Origin of the sequence: Blautia sp. aa_0143 (assembly GCF_004167315.1) — a bacterium.
Lineage (GTDB): Bacteria > Bacillota > Clostridia > Lachnospirales > Lachnospiraceae > Blautia_A > Blautia_A fusiformis.
The window spans coordinates 1-25,086 of sequence record NZ_RCXU01000020.1; the positions used below are offsets into that span (position 1 = coordinate 1).

29 protein-coding genes are annotated in these 25,086 nt (G+C 45.2%); 13 read left to right on the top strand and 16 right to left on the bottom strand.

All coding sequences use genetic code 11. The features are described 5' to 3' along the window. Positions 1 to 71: 71 nt before the first annotated feature. From EAI83_RS11065 to EAI83_RS11095, 7 genes are all read right to left on the bottom strand, one after another. Positions 72 to 1,250: a sensor histidine kinase gene (locus EAI83_RS11065; RefSeq protein ID WP_243113485.1), complete on the bottom strand. Its 1,179-nt coding sequence runs from the start codon at positions 1,248 to 1,250 to the stop codon at positions 72 to 74. After that, entirely contained in the window at positions 1,223 to 1,897 is a 675-nt protein-coding gene (locus EAI83_RS11070; RefSeq protein ID WP_005333533.1) for a response regulator transcription factor, read from the bottom strand. Before EAI83_RS11070 ends, EAI83_RS11065 begins: the two co-directional genes overlap by 28 nt. A 225-nt stretch (positions 1,898 to 2,122) precedes the next feature. Further along, complete coding sequence (locus EAI83_RS11075) at positions 2,123 to 2,506, bottom strand: hypothetical protein (RefSeq protein WP_226850873.1); 384 nt, start codon at positions 2,504 to 2,506, stop codon at positions 2,123 to 2,125. A gap of 55 nt (positions 2,507 to 2,561) precedes the next feature. Further along, complete coding sequence (locus tag EAI83_RS11080; RefSeq protein WP_005333531.1) at positions 2,562 to 2,795, bottom strand: LPXTG cell wall anchor domain-containing protein; 234 nt, start codon at positions 2,793 to 2,795, stop codon at positions 2,562 to 2,564. 61 nt (positions 2,796 to 2,856) lie between these two features. Next, positions 2,857 to 3,186 (bottom strand): DUF1648 domain-containing protein, encoded by a 330-nt coding sequence (locus EAI83_RS11085; RefSeq protein WP_022415592.1) that lies wholly within the window; start codon positions 3,184 to 3,186, stop codon positions 2,857 to 2,859. A gap of 85 nt (positions 3,187 to 3,271) precedes the next feature. Then, the gene (locus EAI83_RS11090) at positions 3,272 to 3,985 is read right to left on the bottom strand and encodes a hypothetical protein (protein WP_005333529.1); all 714 of its coding nucleotides are present in this window, start codon (positions 3,983 to 3,985) and stop codon (positions 3,272 to 3,274) included. Positions 3,986 to 4,140: 155 nt separating this feature from the next. Further along, entirely contained in the window at positions 4,141 to 4,452 is a 312-nt protein-coding gene (locus EAI83_RS11095; protein WP_179960461.1) for a helix-turn-helix domain-containing protein, read from the bottom strand. Positions 4,453 to 4,900: 448 nt separating this feature from the next. On the opposite strand from EAI83_RS11095, the gene EAI83_RS11105 reads away from it, so the two are divergent. From EAI83_RS11105 to EAI83_RS11165, 13 genes are all read left to right on the top strand, one after another. After that, complete coding sequence (locus tag EAI83_RS11105) at positions 4,901 to 5,278, top strand: hypothetical protein (RefSeq protein ID WP_005333524.1); 378 nt, start codon at positions 4,901 to 4,903, stop codon at positions 5,276 to 5,278. Between the two features lie 18 nt (positions 5,279 to 5,296). After that, complete coding sequence (locus EAI83_RS11110) at positions 5,297 to 6,007, top strand: hypothetical protein (RefSeq protein ID WP_005333522.1); 711 nt, start codon at positions 5,297 to 5,299, stop codon at positions 6,005 to 6,007. A gap of 15 nt (positions 6,008 to 6,022) precedes the next feature. Then, positions 6,023 to 6,931: a hypothetical protein gene (locus EAI83_RS11115; protein ID WP_005333520.1), complete on the top strand. Its 909-nt coding sequence runs from the start codon at positions 6,023 to 6,025 to the stop codon at positions 6,929 to 6,931. A 1-nt stretch (position 6,932) separates the two neighbouring features. Further along, on the top strand, positions 6,933 to 8,624 hold the full coding sequence (locus EAI83_RS11120; RefSeq protein WP_129975397.1) for a lysozyme family protein: 1,692 nt from the start codon (positions 6,933 to 6,935) through the stop codon (positions 8,622 to 8,624). Positions 8,625 to 8,634: 10 nt separating this feature from the next. After that, on the top strand, positions 8,635 to 9,255 hold the full coding sequence (locus EAI83_RS11125; RefSeq protein ID WP_023921583.1) for a DUF5038 domain-containing protein: 621 nt from the start codon (positions 8,635 to 8,637) through the stop codon (positions 9,253 to 9,255). Further along, a complete protein-coding gene (locus EAI83_RS11130) occupies positions 9,252 to 12,449 on the top strand; it encodes a TraG/VirB4 family ATPase (RefSeq protein ID WP_023921581.1) in 3,198 nt (1,065 codons plus the stop codon). The genes EAI83_RS11125 and EAI83_RS11130 overlap by 4 nt, the downstream gene beginning before the upstream one ends. Positions 12,450 to 12,505: 56 nt before the next feature. Then, on the top strand, positions 12,506 to 16,138 hold the full coding sequence (locus EAI83_RS11135) for a VaFE repeat-containing surface-anchored protein (RefSeq protein WP_023921579.1): 3,633 nt from the start codon (positions 12,506 to 12,508) through the stop codon (positions 16,136 to 16,138). Between the two features lie 67 nt (positions 16,139 to 16,205). After that, positions 16,206 to 16,568: a hypothetical protein gene (locus EAI83_RS11140; RefSeq protein WP_040015509.1), complete on the top strand. Its 363-nt coding sequence runs from the start codon at positions 16,206 to 16,208 to the stop codon at positions 16,566 to 16,568. Further along, the gene (locus EAI83_RS11145) at positions 16,558 to 16,815 is read left to right on the top strand and encodes a hypothetical protein (protein ID WP_005333506.1); all 258 of its coding nucleotides are present in this window, start codon (positions 16,558 to 16,560) and stop codon (positions 16,813 to 16,815) included. The genes EAI83_RS11140 and EAI83_RS11145 overlap by 11 nt, the downstream gene beginning before the upstream one ends. 251 nt (positions 16,816 to 17,066) lie before the next feature. Beyond that, positions 17,067 to 17,486 carry a DUF3268 family zinc-finger domain-containing protein gene (locus tag EAI83_RS11150; protein WP_005333505.1) on the top strand — a complete coding sequence of 140 codons (420 nt, stop codon included), beginning with the start codon at positions 17,067 to 17,069 and terminating at the stop codon, positions 17,484 to 17,486. 13 nt (positions 17,487 to 17,499) lie between these two features. After that, positions 17,500 to 18,087, top strand: a complete 588-nt coding sequence (locus EAI83_RS11155) for a sigma-70 family RNA polymerase sigma factor (RefSeq protein ID WP_005333504.1) — start codon at positions 17,500 to 17,502, stop codon at positions 18,085 to 18,087. Positions 18,088 to 18,107: 20 nt separating this feature from the next. Then, positions 18,108 to 18,794 (top strand): hypothetical protein, encoded by a 687-nt coding sequence (locus EAI83_RS11160; protein ID WP_005333502.1) that lies wholly within the window; start codon positions 18,108 to 18,110, stop codon positions 18,792 to 18,794. A gap of 13 nt (positions 18,795 to 18,807) precedes the next feature. Then, on the top strand, positions 18,808 to 19,254 hold the full coding sequence (locus tag EAI83_RS11165; RefSeq protein WP_005333500.1) for a hypothetical protein: 447 nt from the start codon (positions 18,808 to 18,810) through the stop codon (positions 19,252 to 19,254). A gap of 188 nt (positions 19,255 to 19,442) precedes the next feature. On the opposite strand, the gene EAI83_RS11170 is transcribed toward EAI83_RS11165, so the two are convergent. From EAI83_RS11170 to EAI83_RS11210, 9 genes are all read right to left on the bottom strand, one after another. Beyond that, complete coding sequence (locus EAI83_RS11170) at positions 19,443 to 19,775, bottom strand: DUF5301 domain-containing protein (protein WP_005333498.1); 333 nt, start codon at positions 19,773 to 19,775, stop codon at positions 19,443 to 19,445. Beyond that, entirely contained in the window at positions 19,732 to 20,568 is an 837-nt protein-coding gene (locus EAI83_RS11175) for an EcsC family protein (RefSeq protein ID WP_005333496.1), read from the bottom strand. Before EAI83_RS11175 ends, EAI83_RS11170 begins: the two co-directional genes overlap by 44 nt. Position 20,569: 1 nt before the next feature. Then, on the bottom strand, positions 20,570 to 20,929 hold the full coding sequence (locus tag EAI83_RS11180; RefSeq protein WP_005333494.1) for a YccF domain-containing protein: 360 nt from the start codon (positions 20,927 to 20,929) through the stop codon (positions 20,570 to 20,572). Positions 20,930 to 20,932: 3 nt separating this feature from the next. Then, on the bottom strand, positions 20,933 to 21,367 hold the full coding sequence (locus EAI83_RS11185) for a hypothetical protein (protein WP_005333491.1): 435 nt from the start codon (positions 21,365 to 21,367) through the stop codon (positions 20,933 to 20,935). Positions 21,368 to 21,596: 229 nt separating this feature from the next. Beyond that, positions 21,597 to 21,929 carry a hypothetical protein gene (locus tag EAI83_RS11190; RefSeq protein WP_005333489.1) on the bottom strand — a complete coding sequence of 111 codons (333 nt, stop codon included), beginning with the start codon at positions 21,927 to 21,929 and terminating at the stop codon, positions 21,597 to 21,599. A 3-nt stretch (positions 21,930 to 21,932) separates the two neighbouring features. Beyond that, the gene (locus tag EAI83_RS11195) at positions 21,933 to 22,223 is read right to left on the bottom strand and encodes a hypothetical protein (protein WP_022415108.1); all 291 of its coding nucleotides are present in this window, start codon (positions 22,221 to 22,223) and stop codon (positions 21,933 to 21,935) included. Positions 22,224 to 22,344: 121 nt separating this feature from the next. After that, positions 22,345 to 23,241 (bottom strand): sensor histidine kinase, encoded by an 897-nt coding sequence (locus tag EAI83_RS11200; protein ID WP_005333486.1) that lies wholly within the window; start codon positions 23,239 to 23,241, stop codon positions 22,345 to 22,347. Next, positions 23,242 to 24,093: an ABC transporter permease gene (locus tag EAI83_RS11205; protein WP_129975399.1), complete on the bottom strand. Its 852-nt coding sequence runs from the start codon at positions 24,091 to 24,093 to the stop codon at positions 23,242 to 23,244. It lies immediately after the preceding gene. Further along, positions 24,086 to 25,012: an ABC transporter ATP-binding protein gene (locus tag EAI83_RS11210; protein ID WP_008373911.1), complete on the bottom strand. Its 927-nt coding sequence runs from the start codon at positions 25,010 to 25,012 to the stop codon at positions 24,086 to 24,088. The genes EAI83_RS11205 and EAI83_RS11210 overlap by 8 nt, the downstream gene beginning before the upstream one ends. Between the last annotated feature and the right edge of the window lie 74 nt (positions 25,013 to 25,086).

Consider the following 25,086-nt stretch of genomic DNA (forward strand, 5'->3'; position numbering starts at 1 on the left):
TAAATAGTGTGTTTTTGATCTGTACCGGTTACATCAGGAGAAGCTCGATTTAGTTGTAAAATTTCTGGAAGTTAACACTGTTCTTCTATGATCTTTCTGGCAAGATACAGACCGACACCCGCTCCGTCTTTTACCTGTTCCTTTGCTTTCCTTCCCCGGTAAAATCTCTGATAGATCTTATGCAGTTCCTCCGCAGGAATGCCCATTCCTTCATCTTCTACTTCAATAAGCACATTGCTTGCTAGCTCCTGCGTCCTCACTGTAATCGTTGTATGTTCCGGTGAATATTTGACTGCATTCTCAAGGATATTCGTTAATGCTTCTACCGTCCATTTTGAATCATGGTTCACAACTATATCATCATCCATCTCCACCTGAATGGAAATATCTTTTCCTCTTGCCTTCATATAAATCTGACTGACAGCCTCTGTTAGCGTTTTCTTCAGGCTTTCATGAAGCGAATGTATCTGGATCATATGTGTTTCCAGCCTTGAAAGATTTACCAGTTCATTCAAGAGCTGTTCCAGTTTGGTAAGTTCCTGTGATTCCTGCTCCAGAAACTCCCTCTGTTCTTCTCCTGTAACCCGATTTTCTGCCACCAGCTCATGACTCATCCGGAGTGATGCAAGCGGAGTCTTCAACTGATGGGAAATATCTGTAATCAGACTCTTCGTACCATTTTCTTCCTGCTCCAGACGTTCCTTCAAATCTTCGAAATATTGCCCCAGCTCCTTTACAGATTCCCACACCTTTAACCATTGTTCCGATTCTGATGTTTCTTCAGGATATGTTTGGAATTTTCCTTTTCTGAATTCCTGCAGACATTCATATAATTGCTGTAATTGTTCCTCATCACCGTATCTGCTCCAGTTTTTTCTTCGGTCCAGGTACAAGAACAGGCTACATACTATGACTCCCACTAGTAATCCAATTCCCCAGATAATCCTTATAACCACATCTGAAGATCCACTCCCTGAGTGATAACCATAAGTTTCTTCCAGCATCTGTACGACTCTTTCTATCTTCTGATCGTCCCGGTCTCTTATAAAATCTACTGTTCCTGACTTTTCCCAGATTGCAACTATTTCCCCTTCCAGTTCAGGATGTTCTGCAAGGAGCAGTGCTATCTGCGTTGCTTTCGCATTTTCCTCATACTTTGTTATCAGATACATTCCTACTGTAAAAAATACTGCAAAGATTACATATACGATAAAATACCGTTTTAATTTTTGTTTACCTTTCCGGTCCATATATATCCCAGTCCTCTCACATTCGCTATCTCTTCTGTTCCAAGTTTATTCTTCAGTCTGCTTATATTGACAGTAACCGTATTATCATCGACAAATTGACCGTCTATATCCCATACATGCTCCAGGATACTTTCTTTTGAAACAATCTGTCCTGCATTCTCCCAGAGATACAGCAACAGAGAGAATTCTTTCTTACTTAAAGTAACTGGTTCATCCCCTTTATACACCTGCATCGTTTTCATATGCACCGTAATCTCTCCGGAAGACATAATCTGTGCCTGTACCTTAGAAAGCCGTCTCATCAATGCGTTCACCTTCGACACCAAAGCCATCAGTGAAAATGGTTTGGTAATATAATCATCTGCCCCTGTATCATAACCATTTACAATATCTATTTCCTGATCCAAAGCCGTAAGATAGATAAGATATGTATCTCCACCTGCACGTACCATCCTTCCAAAATCCAGTCCTGTACCATCCGGCAATGTAATATCGCTGATAACAAGAGCATAATCTCCTTTTTGAAATGCTTCTTTTGCTTCCTTTATTGTATAAACCTGACGAACCTCATACCCTTCCCGTGAAAGTAACAGGGCAATTCCCCGATTTAGATTCAAGTCATCCTCCAGTAATAATATTTTCTGCATCAAATACTCCACCTCTATTTGTAATAACCTGTTCTTTTATCATATCAGTCCTATCTTTTGTCTACAATAAAAATAAAATTAACATACATACTTTTCCTTCATATGTTCAAGGATTTCACCGGATACTGCTTCAGAAATCGATCAATCCATTTCTGATTGCTTCTCTGTAACATCCGAAGTCTGGATAAAAGCTGTAGACAACTGCAGCTCTATGTTACTAAAGTCCTATCCATCAATACAGGAGTTATAGAATGCCGTGAAGATACCGTCAAATTCCATTTCAATAATATGTAGGCTGTCCATTGTGTGCTCCAGATAAGTCAGTGTTCCTCTATCCAAATCTATACTCGGCTTTCCTAGTGAGTTTGCTATTACATCTGGATTTGTAATTCCAAACATCTCCTTTATATCCGGCATAAGATAATCCACGATATCCGGCAGCCTTTTCTCATACGCCTGTGCCAGTTCAACTGCATGCTTCTCATAATCGGAATGTATACTGTCACAGACAAATTCAATCCCGTTTATTTCCATCTTATAGTAATCATTATTCTCATCATAGACAAACGCTGTACCCTTACTTTTTTTATTTTTTTCCAAAATCCCCATGATATATCTACACTTTCCCGGTTCTTCCGCCATACACAGTCTAAAAAACTGTAACTTAATGCTTACGTTTGTAAAAAATAACTCCTGCCAAAATCAATAAAATAATTCCAACTACAATCATAAAAATAAAATTATCACCATTTAACTTCCCTGCTATGAAAATAGAAGTCGGGCCATCCGCACCACCAATAACAGAAACGGCTGTGTTTTCTTTCTGCTTCAGTACAATGCCAATGACTGCCAATACAATTCCTAAAATTCCGGCTATGATTCCCAATCGCTTTTTCATTGCTACCACCTCAAATCATTTTTATCTGCTCAATCAAATGTAAATTGTTATGCAAGTATTTCTATGCAAATGAAGCATAGATAACCCATATTTCTGCAAACATTACCAATAAAAGTACACCATCTATCATCCAATTAAACTGAATGTCCGTTAAGAAAGTTTTTGAATGTGTCAGGCAATATTTTACTTTTTCTCGTCCAGTCAAAAAAGTGATAAGCACTTGTAATATAGGAAATAAAAATATTTGTATTTTTCTTCCATAATCATCCGCAATCCCATTTGCAAAATGTACTGGAATAATACTCGGTAAGAAAAATATACTTACAAGAGCAAGCAAAAATCCTATTATACAAATTATCCATGTGAATTTTCTAGTATTGATAAATTTCATAACAATCCTTCTTTCTGCTAAATTCAAGTTTTTCCAATACATAACACGTACTTACATTATACTCCTCACCAATGCAAACCTCAATTTATTCTCCATCCTTTTTCCCGTTATTAAGCTTCGGGCAGTAAAATGCCTTTACTTCCACCCCATCTTCCTCCGACTCAATTTCCACATAATAATCCCGGATAAAGTATCCCGCATTATGCTCCTGAATGGCGTACAGCTCCAATGTCTGAAAATCCACCAGTACCAGATCACGGGGCTTGGGTTTTTGCGTTTCCTCACAGAATACCTCCATGCTTTCCACCAGCTTATCCAGGCATTCCTGACACAGATGGTTCTGTACTTTTTTCACATCGAAGATACTATCTTCCCCGTAATCCACCGATACTTCGGAAATCCCGTAATCCGACATCTGCTCCGTATGGAAAAAGCAGCCGCCTTCTCCTGTCCCGGTATAACCCATATGCCCGTTTCCCTGCGGGCCGGTAAGATTCCCGTCCTCATCATGATTCCGGATATGCATATCCATCACATACCAGTGATTGGTACAGATCACTCCCAGATCGTCAAACTTCCGGAAATAATCCATCATACTCCGTTCATCGCTTCCACACAGCCAGCACTGTTTTGGATCTTTCAGCTTGCTTTCTACTGATTCAGGCACCTTTCTTTCTACCGGGTGATATTCCTGCTCCTGTGTTTTTTCAAGATAACCTGTCAGATCCAGCCGGCTGATTCCCAGTCCGATCAGAATTCCTGACGCACATGCCAATAATCCCACATATCCCTTTTTCATATTATAGTCATCCTTTAAGAATTAGTTTTATAATGCTTTTAGGATTACTATATCAAATCTTGCAATCACTTTCATCATAAATCGCATATTTTTATGTGTTTTATTGCATATACAGCTTTCAAAAAAACTGCCTGCGGCAATTTCGCAGACAGCTTCTATTTCATCATCTCTTCAATTATCACATCCAGCATCCGAAGCACGCTTTCCTGCTTCTTCGGTGTGAGCCTTTCCAGCTTTCCTTCCACTACAGAAGTATGTTCCATTCTGGTAAGAGGAATCACTTCCTTCAGCACTTCATTCGGTTCCGCACCTAATACATTCAACAGCTTTACAAATGTTTCCATCGTAGGTGTTTTCACTTCCCGCTCAATCGCACCCAGATGGTTGGTACTGATATCCACCAGTTCAGCCAGTCTCTCCTGCGTAATTCCTGCCTCTTCCCTGTACCTGCGGATTGCCTTTCCCATTCCTTTCACACGCACACCTCCTCCTTCCAGTATTCACTAACGCTTAAAGCATTAGTCATGTAAATCCAGTATAATTGGTTGCAAATCACGCTTACAGTATCCATAAGGATTGCATTTATAACGCTTTTAGCGTTGGTCACATTTTTGGCACTCCATCGTCTGTAACTGGCACAGTCCTGCGATTGTAGCGGTAATTTACCCATGTTAAAATTGATATTGTCAAAATTATATGCAGAACGAAACGCAGCACTGCCGTATGGGAAGCCTCTCCTGCGGCAAATAAGCTGCGTTTTTTCTGTAAGATAGGAGGATCTTTACAATTTCATACTTTGATTTAGGACGCAGCCTGCATTGACCGGGCTGCGTCCTTTCTTGAGGCAGGAAAACCATAAGCAAAGGCAGGGGAGGTAATTCTCCTGCCGCTCTTATAAAAAGGAGGTACTTTTACGTGAAACACAAACTGAAAAACGCTCCGCCGGACACAAAACGGCATGTCAATTATGGCAGATGCCTGTATGCTGCATTTCTGGCTGTCACAGTCCTCTGCGGATACACACAGCCGGTTTTTGCCGCTACCATCTGGACCAAAGCCAATGAGATCATGAAGGATGTCTATAACCAGATTATCCTCATTTCCACCATTGCTGCAGTCGTAACGGCATCGGTTGCCCTTCTGATGATGAATTTTTCCAAAAGCGGAAAAACCGTGGACGAATCACGTGCATGGCTCAAGCGTATCGTCATTACCTGGGCGATCTTAAACGGGCTTGGCTTTATCATGGCTTACATCACCCCGTTCTTTGCAGGCGGAAAATGGAACGGATAGACGAAAGGAGATGCCACTATGGGAATACTTGACGGAATCGTGGAATGGATTGCCGAACAGGTCATGAACATTCTGGATCTGATCACCACTTCAGTCCTCGGTGCTCTGGGCTGTTCCATGGATACGTTTCTTCGCTACTTTCCTGCTGCCGAGACCATGTATCAGGTCTTTCTGGCACTGGGCATCGGGCTGATCCTCTTAAACTGGGTATGGCAGCTCTTTAAAAATTACTTTATGGGAGCCGGTATCGAAGCGGAAGATCCCATTAAGCTGTCCATCCGTTCCTTCCTCTTTATCTTTCTCACCTTCTATGCGAAAGATATTGTGGATCTGCTCCTGAAGATTTCAGGAACACCGTACAACTGGATTCTGACGGAAGACCTGCCGCCTTTAAAATTTGCGGATTTTAACTCCGTAGTCACAGTCATCCTGGGAGTCTGTGCAAATGGGGCGGTAGCCATCATTGCACTGATTCTGGTACTGATTCTGGCGTGGAACTACATCAAACTGCTCTTTGAAGCGGCAGAACGCTATATTCTTCTGGGGGTACTGGTCTACACAGCCCCGGCAGCTTTTTCCATGGGTGCCAGCCAGTCAACCGGAAATATCTTCAAAAGCTGGTGCCGGATGCTTGGCGGCCAGTTCTTTTTGCTTCTGATGAATGCGTGGTGCCTGCGGCTGTTTACTTCTATGGTCGGCACCTTCCTTGCCAATCCGTTATCCCTATAAGAAAGGAGGACCAAAATGAAACTTAGAAAGAAACTCATACCATTCCTGGTACTAACTGCCTGTCTGGTACTGTTTTGCTCCATGCCGGTCTTTGCAGCGGAGCTTACGGAAGCAGACGTGGAAGCGGCAGTTGCCAGTCAGGGAAAGGAAGCGGTAACCGGAAATGTCTTCGTCTGGTTCCTGTGTGCCATTGCCTTTTTAAAGGTATCCCAGAAAATTGATTCTTTTCTGGCATCGCTTGGCATCAATGTCGGCAATACCGGAGGAAACATGATGGCTGAACTTCTGATTGCAGGACGGAGCCTGACCGGTTCCATGCGTTCCCATGGTGGTGGCGGCTACCACAAAGCCTCTTCTCCCGGAAGTGCGGCTGTCGCAGGAAGCTTCCTATCCGGCGGGCTTGCCGGGGCAGTGGGAAGACAGGTACAAAGAGAAGCGGTCAATTCCGCAACCGGTTATACCGAACACAGCAGTATCGGAAACATGCTCTACCAGTCATCCCTGAACAAAGGCGGAGACTTTGCCAATCAGGTCATCAGCAACATTGCACAGGGAAATTACGGTCAGGTAGGTTCCATCAAGGGAGCAGACGCACAGAAAGCCTTTACTTCCTATATGGGCATCAATCCGGGCGGCGGTTCTTCCTATGATAATGTAGAAATCGGTGGCGGAAGGATCACCGGTACCGAAACCGGAAGCTCCGGAAACCGGGATTTTGCCCTGTACCATGCCGACCAGTATGCAGCTCCTACTCAGGGCTCCTACTCTACGGTACAGTCCGTGGATGGTTCCACCTGGTACAAGCAGTATGCACAGGATACGGTCGAAAAAACACCATATACTTCCGGCAGCGGCAAAGTAGCCTACAATGAATCCATTGTCCAGAAACTGCCGCCAGCCCCACAGCGAAAGGAGCGTATGTAACATGCCAAAAACAGCCTTGATGGGCAGTCCTCTTGCTGTCATCGGTACAGTATTCCGGCACAGGCGCACCCTTGCGAAAACTGGAGCAGCCGTCGGCGGTGTACTGATGCTTCCCATTCTGTTCCTTGTCATGCTTCCGGGACTCGTCTTCGGAGACCTCTCTGAAAATACCGGAGCACTGACCAGCAACACGGTAATCAGTGAAAATATCCGGGCTTCCAATCAGGCAATCGTGGAGGTGCTTCAGGAAAGCCATGATGCACTGCTTGCTAAGATCAATGCGGAAATTGCCAGACTCCCGGAAGGAGATACTGCCTCTATCAGCGATCCTTACGCTTCCAGTATCATCGTAAATGCGAACCAGCTCATCGCACAGTTTTGTGCCAGCCAGGATGACTATAAAAATATAAATATCAGCAAACTCAAAAGCCTGATCCGGGAAAACGAGGACGGGCTTTTTTCTTATGACGTTACTTCAGAAACGGCCACGGTGGAAGTTCCGGCGGAAGAGGAAAATGCACCACCCAGAAAGGTTACTTTTACCCGCCATACCTACACGGTCAGCTATGCCGGAGATGCCTACTTTGCAGATCACGTCTTTCATCTGACCGATAAGCAGAAAAAAACGGCAGACAGTTATGTGGAAAACCTGACCATGTTCTTTGGCGGCTCCGCTTCCGGTCTTGCCATGGCGGTAGGTGTCAGCGATGAGGTGCTGGCTTACCGGGCTACCATCCAGCAGGTCGCACAGAAATACGGCATGGAAGCTTATGTGGAACTCCTCATGGCAGTCATGATGCAGGAAAGCGGCGGGCGTGGAAGCGATCCCATGCAGGCGGCAGAAGGCGGCTTTAATAAGAAATACCCCCATGTCCCCAACGGCATCACCGATCCTGCTTATTCCATCGAATGTGGGATTCAGGAATTAAAGTATGCACTGGATAAAGCAGGATGTACCGGACCTACCGACCTGGACCGCATCAAGCTGGCGCTTCAGGGTTACAATTACGGCTCCGGCTATATCGACTGGGCAATGGAACGTGACGGCGGTTATACCAAAGAAAACGCCATTGCTTATTCGGATATGATGTGTGCCCGTCCGAACTGGCATTATGCCCGGTATGGGGACAAGGAATATGTGGAGCATGTTCTCCGGTATTATCAGATTACCAATACCGGCGGAAGCTATCCGGCAAACGGAATGCAGATTCCGCACTATCTCCAGACCGATTACGGGAACATTCCTTATGGCGGCGGCTCCATCGCATCTTCCGGCTGCGGGCCTACCAGCTTTGCCATGATCGCCAGCTACCTGACCGGGAATACCATTACCCCTCCGGATGCGGTGGCATGGTGCGGGAATTCCTATTACAAGCCGGGAGTTGGAACCTACTGGAGCTACTTTCAGGCTGCAGCCAGTCATTTCGGCTGTGGCAGCGTCACACAGACCAGCAATGCCAATACGGTACTTCAGGCACTCTCCGAAGGCTGTCCGGTCATCTCCTCTCAGCGGGCAGGACTTTTCACCAGCGGCGGACACTTCATCGTACTCCGAGGTGTTACGGCAAACGGCAAGGTACTGGTCAATGATCCCAATGACAGTGACGCAAAGAACTATATTAACCGTGAATTTGATATGATGTCGGAAATCCATGCTACGGCAAATGCCTACTGGATCTTCGACAAAAAATAAAGGAGCCATTATGAACAGAACAAAAGTGATTCTTTCCATTTTTCTGATGCTGTTTCTGCTGCTTGCCGGACTGGTTCTCCCCAGTTTCTGGAAAAGCCAGAAAAAAGAAGCTTCCGGAAACAAAGGCAGGGAACCGGCAAAGGAAACAACAGAAACAAATTCTGATACCCCCATGCCGGAATATCTGGATTTTGATGCTTTAAAAGCATTTTTCTCCGACAGCCAGATTGCTTCTCTCAAAGGGCAGTTTCCTGTCTACCTAAAAGAGTATGTCAAAAAAGAACAGACAAGCATCACCTTCCTGCCGGAAAAAACCAGCTACCCTACCGAAACAACCGTCTGCCTGATGTTTTCACTTTCCGATCAGGATACGCTTCCGGTTACCTATCACACCCCGACGGGTGTGTTTTTATTTGGAGAAGACGGGGTACAGGTCTCTGCAGATACGACTGTTTACGAAAAGCAAACCGATGATTCCCTGCCGTCCCTGACTTCGCAGGACATTGAACACCTGCAGGAAGGCGGGTATCCGGATACTTCTGACAGCCCGGAAGCTCCGGACACAGAATCCGGCAGTGCCTCTGTGCCTTCCGAAGATGCGAAAGATACGAAAAAGGAGGTGCAGCCATGACACAGCCAGAAGAAACACCGGTTTCCTTTATCCCTTCCAACTTCATTGAGAAAGGCAAGATCCTAAACGGAACTTTTGACATCCGCAATGCCATAGAAAGCATTGTTCTTTCCCTGGCAATCGGTATCCCTGTTTTCCACCTGCCGCTGTCCCTGACTGCCCGCATCATCATTCTCTGCATGACCGCACTTCCAGCGGCAATGGTAGCCCTGATTGGAATCGGCGGGGAGAGCATCACTGCCTTTTTGATGAATGCCCTGCGTTTTGTAGTGAACCGCAGGGTAATCTGGAGGTCCGACAGTCTTCCGGAAGGAAAGCCACGCAGGAAACCACGTTTCAAAGAGCCAAAGACAAAGAAACACCGGAAAGCAGAAAAAATGGCAGAGCCTTCCAAAGTAATGGCATCGGCTCCCCCACAGTCTGAACCGGACGCACCAGCTCCGCCAAAAAGTAAAAAAAAAGAACACCGGCAGTTTGATACCTCCACCAAGCGGGGCATCAAAAAACAGGCAAAGGAAGATATCCGTTATCTGAAGTGGGAGCAGAAAGAAGCCAGCCGACAGAAAAAAGAGGCGGCGAAACAGATAAAAATACAGAAAAAAACGGAAGCCCGGAGACGAAAGGAGGAAGAAAAACGGGCAGTTTCCGAAAAGCGGGCTGCAAAAAAAGAGCAGAAAAAAAAGGTGGTTTCCAAGGAGGACACCTCATCTGCCACGTCAAAACCCGTTTCCCGGAAAAAGCGAAAGAAAGACCAGACCTTGGAGGATTATCTTCCGGTGGAAAAAATCGCAAACGGAATCGTCTATACCACAGACGGACGGTACGTGAAGATCCTGGAGATTGAACCAATCAACTTTCTGCTTCGAAGTGCCAGGGAACAGCAGGGCATTATCTACAGCTTTATCAGTTACTTAAAGATCAGCCCTGTCAAACTCCAGATCAAGATGATCTCCAAAAAAGCAGACATCAATAAGCATCTGGAGCAGTCCCAGCTGGAGCTGGAGCGGGAAACCGATCCCCACTGTCAGGAACTGCAGCGTGACTACATCCAGTTTGTCCAGAACTTAAGTTCCAGAGAAGCAGTATCCAGACGGTTCTTTCTGATCTTTGAATATGAACCATTCAACGCAAACCGAAAGGAAGAGGAACGGGAAATCCTTGCTGCTCTTGAGACAGCCTCCCAGACCGCCAAAACCTTTCTATACCAGTGCGGGAATGAAGTGGTCTCCCATGACAATGAGGATGAATTTACTACGGATGTTCTCTACACCCTTTTAAACCGTACCCTTTGTACGGAGGTTCCGCTTTCGAACCGGATCAGCACTGTACTGTCCGCCTATACAAAGGAAAATCGCATGGAGGAACTGGATCACATCCGGATCAACGAGTTTCTCGCACCGGAAAGTGTGGATTTCAAGCACTCCCATTATGTGCAGATCAATGGGCTTTACCATTCCTACCTGCTTGTGCCGTCTGACGGCTACAAAAACCGGGTAACTCCCGGATGGCTGTCACTCCTTGTCAATGCCGGGGAAGGGATTGATATTGATTTCTTTCTCCAGAAACAGCCAAAGGACAAGATTCAGCAGCGTCTCGGTCAGCAGATCCGTATCAACCGTTCCAAATTAAAGGATGCGTCCGATACCAACACTGATTATGACGATCTGGATTCTGCCATCCGCTCCGGATATTTTCTGAAGCAGGGACTTGCCAACAACGAAGATTTCTATTACATGAATCTTCTCATCACCATTACTGCTTCCACGTTGGAAGAACTGCAGTGGCGGATTCAGGAAATGAAAAAGCTCCTGATCTCGCAGGATATGAACTTACACTCCTGCTACTTTTTACAGGAGCAGGGATTTTTATCCTCTCTGCCGCTGGCAAATCTGGACAAGAAGCTTTTTAAGCTGTCCAAGCGGAACGTACTGACTTCCGGGGCGGCAAGCTGCTATCCCTTCGTCAGCTACAGTATCTGCGATGATAACGGAATCCTCTTTGGGGTAAACAAGCATAACAATTCCCTGGTCATTGCGGATATCTTTGATTCCAGGCAGTACAAGAACAGCAACATCTGTATCTTAGGCTGTTCGGGAGCAGGAAAGACCTTCACCATGCAGACCATGGCACTAAGGATGCGAAGAAAAGGCATCCAGGTGTTCATCATCGCTCCGCTAAAGGGACACGAATTTTACCGGGCTGCAAGGAATGTCGGCGGAGAATTTATCCAGATCTCTCCTGCCAGTAAGAACTGTATCAACATCATGGAAATCCGGAAGGTAGACAATTCTGTAAATGAACTGCTGGACGGACCGACACTGGATGCCTCCGCACTGGCAGGCAAGATCCAAAGGCTTCACATCTTCTTCAGTCTGCTGATCCCGGATATGTCCCATGAGGAGAAGCAGCTTCTGGATGAAGCCCTAATCAAAACCTATGCCAGAAAAGGGATTACACATAAAAATGAATCCCTGACAGATCCGCAGCATCCGGAGCAGTACAAAAAGATGCCCATTCTGGAGGATGTCTACAATGTCCTGCTGGAAAGCGAGGATACCAAACGTCTGGCTCATATCCTGAACCGCCTGGTTCACGGTTCTGCTTCTTCCTTTAACCAGCAGACCAATGTGGACCTGACCAATAAATATACGGTACTGGATATCTCCGAACTGACCGGTTCCAGCGATCTTTTAACGGTCGGCATGTTCGTTGCCCTGGATTATGTCTGGGATAAAGCGAAGGAAAACCGTACCGAAGAGAAAGCCATCTTTGTCGATGAGGTCTGGCAGCTCATCGGTGCATCCAGCAACCGGCTTGCAGCGGAATTCGTACTGGAGATTGCCAAGATCATCCGTGCTTACTCCGGAGCCGGCATCTTTGCCACACAGGATTTAAACGACTTCTTTGCTCTGGATGACGGGAAGTACGGCAAGGGTATCATCAATAACTGCAAGACCAAGATTATCCTGAACATGGAGGATGAAGAGGCACAGCGGGTGAAGACTATCCTGCATCTATCGGAAACAGAAGTAATGAACATCACCCATTTCCAGCGGGGCAACGGTCTGATCTCAACCAACAACAATAACATCACTGTGGAATTTAAGGCTTCCAATCTGGAAAAGGAGCTGATTACCACAGATCGGCAGGAGCTTCTGGAAATCCTTGCGAAACAGAAGAAACAGGCTGTGTAACTTTTGGCAGCACTGACGCTGCCCTTTTCATTTGAACTTCAAGAAGGAGGAGACTTATGTTACAGACATACAAATCCTATACCAGACGGACGCTGGCTATGCTGCTGGCAGTCCTTGTCGCAGTCGGCGCATTGTTTTCCGGCAGTTTTCCGGTTCATGCAGCCGACGGCACCATCAGCTATAAGGCAGGTGCCAATATCCCTTACGGCAGCTATTTTACCTCCCGCATGAGCTTTGACGGGAGCAATACTGCCTACTGCGTGGAACCACTGAAGAAAACACCTTCCTCTGGTTCCTATTCCTATGACCTTTTAAGCCAGAACTCCCCGCTCAGAAAAGCGCTCTACTACTTAAACGGCGGTTACGGCTACGATAAAGTCGTCAAGGATAAATATTTCAGTGGCTGGAGTGATGATAACAGCTATGTCATCGGACATCTGGTTGTCGCTTACATCTATGCCGGTAATTCCGCTGACACCGGAGCTTTCCATGGCGCCCCGCAGTCCTATATTGATAAAGCACTGGAAGTAGCCAGTGCCATTCAGGGACTTCCGAACCCGCCGGAAGGCTTCCGGGCATTCATCGTTCCGGGACAGGGCAGCCAGACCATTGCCGGAAGCTGGTATCAGGTTCCAAACGGCTGGATCGAACTGAAAAAATCTTCTGCCAACGGAAGCGTATCGGACGGGAATCCGAATTACAGCTTAAAGGGTGCTGTGTATGGGATCTATCAGGGTGAGAAGCTCATCCAGAAACTGACCACTGATGAAAACGGGTATGCCAGATCCGGCGAACTGGAGGAAGGCGATTATACCATAAAAGAGCTCTCTGCTTCCAAAGGCTACATTGTAGACACCAAAGCTCACAAAGTCACCGTAAAAGCAGAACAGACTTCTGCTGCAAACGTAACAGATATTCCGCAGAATAATCCCATGAATCTGGTGCTTGAAAAGCTGGATGCCGAAACAAAGAAAGCCTCCCCACAGGGAGCAGCTTCCCTTGCAAACGCAGAATTTACAGTCAAGTTCTATACCGAGCAGTCTGACAGTGATCCTGCGGAAGCTGGAAAGAAACCGGCACGTACCTGGGTATTAAAAACAGATGTTTCCGGAAAGATGCATTTTACCAAAGATTCCTTTGTAAGCGGCGATGCCTTTTACTATACCAGTGATGGCAAGACCGTCTGTCTTCCGCTCGGTACCATAACGGTACAGGAAAGCAAAGCCCCTGCCGGATACCAGCTCAATCCAACTGTCTTCGTACAGAAAATTACAGGTGACGGTAAGCAGGAAATGGTTTCGGTATACCAGTCTTCTACCATAGAAGAATCTGTCATCCGTGGCGGAGTGAAGATCCAGAAACGTGACAGCGAGACCGGAGAAGCAAAACCGCAGGGTTCTGCCACTTTGGAAGGTACTGTCTTTGCGATCACTACGTTAAATGAAAATCCGGTATTAGTAGACGGAACATCCTACACGAAAGATCAGGTTGTCCTTACACTTACTGCCGATAAATCCGGTTCTGCTGCAACTGCAAAAGATGCTCTCCCATTCGGACATTACCGTGTGGATGAAACAACTGCACCTTCCGGTTATCTGAACAGCGGAAAGATCTCTGTAGAATTTGACATCACAGAACAGGGAAAAATCGTGGAACTGACTGCAAAAGACAATTCCATCTCCAATCAGGTCATCCGCGGGGATCTGGAATTTGTCAAGATTGCTGACGGCAGCCAGAACCGTCTGGCAAATGTGCCATTTAAGATCACTTCCAAAACAACAGGCGAAAGCCATGTGATTGTGACAGATGCCAACGGTTATGCCAGCACTTCCTCCAAATGGAACAAACATACCGCAAATACCAACCGGGGTGAGTCTTCGGAAGACGGCATCTGGTTCGGCACCTCCAAACCGGATGATTCCAAAGGCGCTCTCATTTACGATACTTACACTCTGGCGGAACAGCGTTGTGATTCCAACAAAGGCATGGATCTTTTAACCTTTGAAGTCAAGGTTTATAAGGATTCTGTTCTGATACAGGTTGGAACTCTGACCGATGATGCCATTGAGATCGGCACGACTGCTCTGGATGCCGAGACCGGTACACACATGAGCCAGCCGGCAAAAGAAGTGACCATTGAAGACGTTGTGGAATACGAAGGACTGAAAAAGGGCCAGAAATACAAACTGACTGGAACCTTAATGGATAAAAAAACCGGGGAACCAATCCTTGTGGATGAAAAACCGGTGATTTCTGAAACTGAATTTACTGCAAAGAAATCCTCCGGCTCCGTCAAAGTAACCTTTACCTTTGATGCAACTTCCTTAAAGGGAAAAACAACCGTTGTCTTCGAGGAATTATATCAGGATGAGATGCAGCTTGCAGTCCATACCGACATCAACGATGAAGACCAGACCATCTATTTCCCGGAAATCAAGACTACTGCGAAAGATGCGGACACGAACTCCAATATTTCCTGTGCAAAGGAAGAAATCACGCTGGTGGATACGGTTTCCTTTAAGGGGCTGGTTCCTAACCAGAAATATGAAGTGACTGGAACTCTGATAGATAAAGAAACAAAGAAACCAGTCGAAGCAGACGGAAAACCGGTGACAGCAAAAGCATCCTTCAAGCCAAAAGAATCCGCTGGTACGGTAGATGTTACCTTTACCTTTGATGCCAGCTCCTTAAAAGGGAAAACAGTAGTTGTCTTTGAATCCCTGGCTTACAAAGACAAGGAAGTTGCCGTACACACAGACATTGCGGATGAAGGACAGACTATTTACTTCCCGGAAATCAAAACCACTGCAACAGATGCTGCTTCCGGCACACACTATGCAAAACCGGAAAAAGAACTGACGCTTACAGACCTTGTGGAATACAAAAACCTGATCCCAGGCAAAGAGTACAAGCTGACAGGAACACTCATGGATGCGGAAACCGAAAAACCTTTCGATGTGGATGGCAAAGCTGTGACTGCAGAAACAAGTTTCACTCCGGAAGAAGCTAACGGCAGCGTAGAGCTTTCCTTTACCTTTGATGCCTCTGCACTTTCCGGAAAAACGCTCGTGGCATTTGAAACAATGACTTTTGAAGATCACGAAGTAGCGGTACATGCGGACATCAAAGATGCCAACCAGACCATCTACTTCCCGGAAATCAAAACCACAGCCAAAGACGGCAGTGACGGGGATCAGGATGTCTCTGCTTCCAAGGAAGCGACTATCGTAGATACGGTCACTTATCATGGTCTGATGCCTGGATCTGAGTACAAAGTCATCGGAACCCTGATGAATAAGGAAACCGGAGAGGCTTTGTTAAAAGACGGAAAACCAGTTACCGCTCAGGCAGAATTTAAAGCAGAAAAAGCTGGCGGCTCTGTGGAAGTTACCTTTACCTTCGACGCTTCTGCTCTTGCCGGACAGGATGTGGTTGTCTTTGAAAAGCTCTACTATACAGACGGAAAAACCGAGCATGAGATTGCTTCCCATGAGGATCTGAAGGATGAAGGTCAGACCGTACACATGACGGAGCTTCCGAAAGAACCGGAGACGCCTCCGGTAGCTCCGCCTGTAAAGACCGGCGATGAGACGCCGCTTCTCCTGTATGCCGGAATCGCCATAGCTGCACTTGCAGGTGCAAGTGTCCTGGGCATCGTTTACTTCAAACGCAAAAAGAAACATCAGTAACTCATAACGAAGACTCCTGCAGGCAGCTCCCACATGGAACTGCCTGCTTCTTTAGTAGGTGATGAATATGAAACACCCCCACTGCAAGACAGATGCCAAGCACATCCGTCATTTTCTGAACCTCTGTGAAGGGAACTGGCACTCCTGTATCTACGTCTGGTGCCGCACTTGTAACGCACAGGAAAGCTGTGAGAACTCTGGCTTTTTATTCCATCCGGATGAAACGGGAAGCCCCTGCATCCTCCCTCTTTCAGATGCAGCGCTTTTGTTTCCCCGGATACCGGAGCCAACCGAATGTACCGGAAGCATGAGCATTGCTGCTTTTACAGAGCTTTATCTGCCCTATCTGGCCGCTCAGAAGCTGCCTTTAAAGCCATGTCCCATTCCGGCACTGCTCCGGCTTCAGGAGAACCAGCAATATGACTGGTAACAAAAAGTTGCACTTTCAGGCTCTTATACGTACAGGATATGTAAAGAAAGGAGGCACTGCCTATGTTAAACGTAATTTCAATCATCCAATGTATCGATCAGGTCTTTACGAACCTGATATTTATTCCCATGATTTTTGTCCTGTATGTGAAATTCCGTCCGAAAAAGCCATGGACCAGAAGGCGCAGGAACACTTACCTGCTCTGTCTGGTACTGATCAGCTTATTCCTGCTACGGATTTTCTGTGAGAAGTTCATCTTTACACCGGTTAATTATCCACGTTTCACAGACAGCGGCTTATTCCCGCTCATCCGAGCAATTTTCTATCCCGGCATCTGAAAAATGGGGATTCGTGCCATTTAGTCCGAATCTGGGATCAGTATCCGCTTGCGTCCTATGGGAATTCATCACCTGCTTACTTACAATATAAGTATACAGTACGTACTGGTTATTCACGTACACGTTACGTATCGTGTATGTACAAGCGAGGTGAAAACAGATGAAGAAACCAAAAATCATCCGCTGCCCTTACTGCGGCGGAACAGCAATATTAAGAGATGCATCCTTTGTATATGGAACGCATTCTCATGGCGGACAGGTTTATGTCTGCTCCCACTATCCATCCTGCAATTCCTATGTCGGGGTACATCCGGGAACCAAGATACCAAAAGGAACGCTCGCCAACCGGGAGCTTCGTCAAAAGCGGATTCAGGCACATCGAATTTTCGATCAGATCTGGCAACAGGGCATCCTTTCCAAACCGGAAGCATATCGCTGGGTGGCAGATAAGTTCTGTCTGACAGATAAGCAGGCTCACATCGGACAGTTCAGCAACTATATGTGCGACCAGCTCATTCGGGAATCCGCAGATGTTTTAAAGAACAACCATATTCCCTTCCGCCTCCGGGCAGCCAGCTGAAAGGCGGTGATTGATGATGACCTTACCACTAAATAAAAAGCAAAAACAACTGGTGGAAAAATCCATGGATCTGGTTCCGATCATGATTCGTTCCATGACCCGCACCGCTGCCTATGTAACTGAGGAAGAACAACAGGAATTATGTCAGATTGGATATCTGGCTTTGTGCCGGTCGGCTGTCGGATTTGAGGAAGGAAGATCATTCCAGCCTTATGCCAAAACTATCATCCGTCATGCCATCTTTGACTACTGGCGGAAAATTGCCCGTGACCGCTCCATGCTCTGTTCTCTGGACGAAGCATCATCTGAAGATGAACATCTCCATTATCGTGATTTGTTTTCCTACGAGGATACACAAACAACTCACCCGGAAAAGGACACAAACCAGACCTTGCTTCTTGAGCATTTAACCCAGCTTGGCACCGGACAGTCCTCAACTATTCAGAAGGGAATTGTAGCCCTCTATCTGCAACAGCAGGGATATACCAGCTTTGACTTGGCAAAACACTACCAAGTACCAGCCAATCGTGTACGGGCATGGCAGAGCAAAGCACGGAAACTATTACAGCAGGATGATGCACTCTATGCACTTCTGACTTAACCTTGAAGGAGGGAACTTTTATGCTGACACTTTATACTGCTGTCGGAACCTTAAAATTTCAAAAAACGACAGGCGGAAAATCCATTCCTCTTGTAATCAACGATGGACAAGAATATGGACTATCGGATGACGAGCTGCTGCTCTGGAGCTGTCTTGCCTTCCAGATTCTGACGCTCCATGAACTCCAGGATGCCTATACCCTGCGCCAGATACAGAAAGAAGGTCCGAAAGGCTTATCCTTCCAACACTATCTGAACCGACTTTCCTTACGCGGTCTGGTTGTAAGCGGAATTGGACTGACAGGGGTGGATGCCTTATATCGCCTTCTCGGCAGTCTGACCATTATTCCCTTGAAGGATACCTTTCCCATCCGGCTCTTTGGCTGCGTTCAGCTTTATCTGGAAGGAACTATTGGTGCAAAAGAGTTTGGCAGATATTTAAAGAAGAAACCCTCTTCACCGATGGAAGATACCATTCTGAAGCTGGCTGATAAGGTATCCCTCACGACCGCTGAGCTTGTCACAAGTATGGAGCAGGAAAAAGTAATCCACAACGAATCGGATATTATGGATGAGTTATACACAGAACCGGAGACAACTTACCAAACACTTGTGGATGATGTCCAGATTCACCATACCCAGTATCCAGTGCTGCAGGCTATTGCTAATTTGTACCTGAATAAACAAATCACATTTCATACATGTTAAAGGAAGGAACCTTATGCCAAAACCATTTTTCACAAAGCTGGTTGCCATCAGTGCAATCGGCTTTTTCTGTGTACTTTTTGGGTGCATCTTCGGGATCGCCACCCATGACCGGCTCTTTATCCTCATGAGCCTCCTCATCGGAATCTGCAGCATCTTGCGTGCACTCAGTTTCTACCACCTGATCCATACACATGCTTATCTGTCACTGGACGTAAGCTGCACGAAACGGGAACAGACACTCTTCGGGAAAAACCAGCAATATTGGTTTGCCAGTGATAACGGAAAGGAATACGCCTTCTCACTGGAAAAGAATATCAAACTCCTAGAGGGACATCGGTATCGGCTGTACTTCCGGAAACCACAGCAGGGAACAGGGCAATCGATGCCATGTGCCGGAGATATTCTCGGATATGAAGAACTCACCGATCAACTGCCGGAACTTCCGGATACATCCGTTTAGATAGAAAATGAGCCGCCCGTACTGCATCACCCCTACAGTTCTGGCGGCTCATTTTATTATAAATAACCTCTCTTATTTCTATCAAACAATAGTGTTTGTATCCGCTTCAATGCCATGAGCATTTGCTCCGGGAATGTCTTAGTTAAACTTGAAAGAATTAGATTTTCATTCTCATTACACAAATATTATTAGATAACCAATTCAGAAATATCAATGCTCGTTTTATAGTTTTGTTTTACTCCGCCAGGAGAAGTAATAAAAATCGTAGCATATTCCCCATTTTCATAAAGGGTAATTTCTTTTATATCTTTTTCTTCATCTTGGTTCGTAGTATCGCAATAAAATTTTATGGTATATTTAGGGTTCATACCTATGCTTTTTTCTGTCTCTTTCCATGATTTTATATTTAAAGCAGAAATAACCTTGTCTATATTATGCTTATCATCATACTTTACCAGCAATTCCTTATTTGCGGCATCATATATCTCTATAACTTTTACACCTTTTACATAATTGTCCATTCTCTGCCTTTTTCCGCCCCGCCAGATACCTGTGCCGGTATTTCAGCTCTGCATACTCTGTGATCCGTTTCATGTAGACTGCATCATAAGCTCCGCCTACAGCACCAACCACCGGAATTCCCTGTAAGAACTTCATATACAGAAGCTCTTTTGACAAAGCTCCCGCCGTTTGTTCGATCTGCTCCTTATCCTGATACTCTTCCGGCAGTATTCCGTTTCTGATAAATTCATTTACTTTCCCGTCAATCTCACAAAGTGTATCCCCATAGGATACTGCTCCCCGGATCAATAATAAGATAAAATATTTTTCTTCCCTGCTTTCATAGCTGTATCCATACTGCAGAGCAGTCTCATAAATATTCTTTAAAATCATCCCTGTAAATACCGGAATATCCGGCAGACCGATTCCCAATACGCCCATCCCGATTCCAGACACACCGGATAGCAGTAAATTCTTTGTTCCCGTATCTCTTGCCTTTTTAGAAAAAGAGCGGAGGGATTTGGAATTCTGCTTTACATCCGCCATATACTGCCGCACCTGATAATCCTGCTCCAGTTTTGTCCGCTGATACGTCTTTTCAATAACCCCGGTTCCTTTCTCGAAAATCAGAGCAAATGCCTTCGCAAAAGCGGTATCCAATGTTTTCTGAAGTTTCGGCGGTATCTTTTCCTCCAGTTTCTGATTCAGAATGCTCTCCCTTTTCTCTGAACGCTTCTGAAGGAATCTCTGCTCCTGTACTTCCAGCTTTTCCCACTCCTTCTGAAGCGGTGTCCTTTTATCAAATAATCGCATCTTAATACACCTCCGCACCAAACGGCATCAATGCCAGTTTCGCCAGTTTAAACTGCTGTAAACCAAACGGGATTCCGATAATCGTCACACATAAAGCTGTACCCAACGCCAGATGCTCCAGTGCAAGAGGCAGACCGGATACAATCAGCCAGATGATATTCAAAAGGAACGAACCAGCTCCGCCACCATACTGCACCTCTTTTCCAAAGGGGAAAAAACTAAGCGCCGCAAATTTAAAACACTGCATCCCCACCGGAATCCCCACAACGGTAATACACCAGAGACAACCTGCCAGACACCAGCTCAGCCCACTGACTGCGCCGCCAAACACAAACCACAACACATTTCCCAGGCATCCCATATGCTACACCTCCCCATTCATCCGATTTTTCACATCAGCAAGTATCTTTTCTATCCGGTTGATGGCATCATCCACCTGTTCTCTTGCATCTGCAATCTTGCTCTGCACCATATAATCTGCCACCAGCCCGTCCAGAAAGAAATCCGCAAAGGAAAGGAAGCTGCCGATTTCCATGCGCAGATCCAAGGAAACCTGCACATCTCTTAATTCTCTCTGAAAACGCTGAATATCGCTTTTCGCCTGTTCCATCAACGCAGCTGCGTCATTCATTTTAGAATGCTTCACAAAGTCACTGATAAAGCCTCCTCCAAGCATATCAAAAATGCCCCAGTTTCTCGCACTTCCCAACTTATCCCTTGCTGCGTAAAGGCTCTGAAGCGCCCGCTCCCCTGCCTGTACTGCTTCCTGCATTTCCCGTTTCATCATTTCGTTACTCATCGTTTATCCTCTCTTTCTTTTTAGCAGACTATTGCGGCAGATTTTCTATATTTCATAATAAAAAAAGACTCCTATCATGACCTCTGCCACAATAAAAGTCTTGCTATCTCATTTGCTACGGGTATCTCTCGATACCGGTTGTCGGTTACAAAACCACCTCTTTCAAGGCGTTCAGCTACTCCCTTTTTTGCTTGAGATGAATATAACATATTGGAAATAATTTGTCAAATCATGCATTTTTCTTTTCCAACCGTTCCGCTTCTCTGGCAAATACATGCGAGATATCAAACAGTTCCGGTACATCTGATATGGTACACACATTCACACAATAATTGAGCCATGGAAATTCTTTTGTCATCTGATAAATAACTGCCATGGCTTTTGCTTCTGACATTGCTTCCACCGAATGATATCCCGATCCCTGAATATGCTCAAATCCGTTTGCTTCAAAAAAGTCCCTTACATCCGCATATGCATTATGCCAGTCACCTTTCGGATAATATTCCTTTAGTGCTTGTGTATTCAGGTCAAAATTGATGCCTTTCCTCTGTAAGCTGTCCATCTGTTAGTTCCTTATAAAGTCTGTAATCAGGTTCTCCTTTTCTGTTCCGTTATACCAGAAACACTCTAACAAATTCTCTGCAATTCCTACGGAGTTTTTCAACTGAAAGATTGCTGCCCAGAATCTTCCATAGTCCTGCTTGCGTCCCCGGTCAAGATAAATCCTGCTTCCAAGGGCTTTGACTGCACAGCTTAAATCCTCCTGCTCAAAAATCTGATCTGCCTGTTCACACATCTGATTTACCGTTTCCGGAGCGAGCTTGCTTGTATCAAATTTAAGTTCTACTTTATACATTATACTCATCCTTTCATACAACAAATGACTGAGTGACTCTTCTCTTTCTACTGTAATTCTACCATGAAACCTATATAAAGTCATTCCCCATTTTCACTTGCTTTAATATAAATTTTTCCTTTTATTTTGGAAACACAATCTCCACACAGAACTCATTCCCTTCTATCCGGGCGCTGATTTTCCCATCCATACGAAGTACCAGCTCTTTCGCAATTGATAAGCCGAGACCGCTGGAAGTCTTACTGCGTGCTTCATCCGCTTTATAAAACCGTTCAAACACCTGATCTACATTTATTTTTTCCACATGACATACTTGATTTTTTATCTGTATCCGGATGTTGTTTTCAACTTCTTCCAGTGAAATACTGATTTTCTTCTCCCCGTGATCCAGTCCGTTTTTTATGATATTCTGAAAAATTCTCTGGATTCCCTGTTCATTTCCGTTCATAAACAGCAGTTTATCTGTAATCTGTATCTCCGGTTCAATTCCTCTGCCCGTCCATTCATCGTAGTAGGAAAATATGGTATCTTTCAAAATCTTGTTGATACAGCAGGATGACATTTCCAGATGAAAAGAATCGTTTTTAAGTTTTGTAAAAGTAAATAATTCTTCCAGCATTTCTTTCAGGCTGCCGATTCTCTCCTGTATGATCTTCATATACCGTCTCTGCTCTTCCTGGTCTTCACAGGTTTCCATTAACTGAAAATATCCGTCAAGGGATGTCAAAGGAGTACGGATATCATGTGAGAGATTTGTATATGTATCCGAAATCATCTCCTCTTTCTTCAAGTATTCCTTCTTTTCCCTTCGCTTCAGTTCCAGCCATTCGTTTAAAACATCTGCCAACTCACCAATGCCTCCAAAATCCATTTCTCTGGTAATCAGCATGTTGCTGTCGTGCTTCATCAGAAACGACAACTGGCGGCAGATGTCTTTCACCTGCCGCTGGTATTTCCAAAATAACATTCCTTGTACCAGTATCACTGCTATCAATAGCACGAACCCTAGTTTTATCATTTAGATATCTCTCTTTCTGAATACCCATGCTGTCAGTAATGTAACCACGATTCCGAACGCCGCCGCAATCACAACTGCCGTCAGGCATTCCTTATTGGTCGGTGACATGGATAAAAGTGCAATCTTTCCTGTCACTGTATATTTCAAAATCTGGAAATTCTCCACACCTGCCTTCTGGATCAAATGATTGATCACTCCGTATAAGACAATCATGGTATTCATGCACAGGCAGATAACAATCGTCATGCTGAACACGTTGCTGTTCAAAACCACCGCAATCGCCATACTGATTAGTACCAGTGCATAATGAAGCAAAATCTGAATACCAAAGTATCTCAGCAACTCGCTTCCATTCCCCCACTCCAGATATCCGAAGTACATCTGCTGTGCAATAATCTGAATGATGAAATAAAGCAGCATGGTAACAGTCGTATACACAAACAACACGGAAGCTTTGGAAAAGATCAGGTTTCTCCGGCTCCTTACCTGCCCGCCGATATTTTTAATATAACCGCTTCCTATATCTGCACTGGAAAACAGCACTGTAAAAATCACCAGAAACAACGCCTCAAACTTCGCCTGCAGGTTTGCATATACCTGATCAAAGACCGTTACTTTTTCTCCCGGCTGTGTCGGCAGGAATACGGACATTCCCATATTGATGGTTTCTGGTTTCACTGTTTCTGCAATGTTTTCTGTCTGCTGTTGTTCCGCTTCCTTGTTCATCGTATCAATATCCAGTTTCGACATGGATGTGGAGAAGAATATAGCTGCCGCCATCACAATCCATACCACATACATACTTTTTGTCCGGACCATCCGGTACAGATCCATTTTTATCATATTAAGCATTTTGATTCCCTCCTGTCAGATTCAAGAAATAGGTTTCCAGTTCTTCACTGGTAATGGAAATTCCATTGACCAAAATTCCTGCTTTTGCCAGTTCCATATTGACATTGGCGCTTTCATTCAATCGTTCAAATATATGGATATGGCTCTTATCTGTAACCTGATAGTTGGTAAATCCCATTCTGTCCAGAATCGGGACTGCCTGCTCCGGATGGATTAACTCTATTTCAATCCGTTCACTGCAGCGTTTCATCAGTTCTTCGCTTGTCAGCTCCTGCAGAAGACTTCCATTATGGATAATTCCATAATCCGTTGCAATCTTAGATAATTCCTCTAAAATATGACTGGATATCAAAATCGTCATATTCCGTTCATCTCGCAGTCTCTGTATGGTATCACGCACCTCTGCAATTCCCTGGGGATCAAGCCCATTGATCGGTTCATCAAGGACCAGGAGATCCGGCTCCCCGACCAGTGCCAGCCCGATTCCGAGACGCTGCTTCATTCCAAGGGAAAAATGTTTCGTTTTTTTCTTTCCGACACCTTCCAGTCCGACCGTCTCTAAGATATCTTCGATGTATCCCTTTTTCCGAATACCAAACAATTCACATTTTATTTTCAGGTTTGTATATGCATTCATGTTGCCATACAGCCCCGGTGCTTCAATCAGACACCCCACACGAGAACGAATCCTCTCCAGTTCTTTTCCTTTACACCCGAACATCTCAATCTCTCCGGCTGTCGGTCTTGCAAGTCCACTGATCATCTTCAGGCAAGTCGTCTTTCCCGCACCGTTCCGTCCGATAAATCCATAGATAGCACCCTTTTTTATGTGAAGGTTTACTTTATCCACTGCCTTATGATGACCATACTGCTTCGTCAATCCATTTGTACTTAATAACAATTCACTCAATGCTTTCATCTCCTTTTCTTATCTGCTGTTATCATATCGGATAAATCCTAATCAAACGCAAATAAATAGTAAAAAAAGAGTAA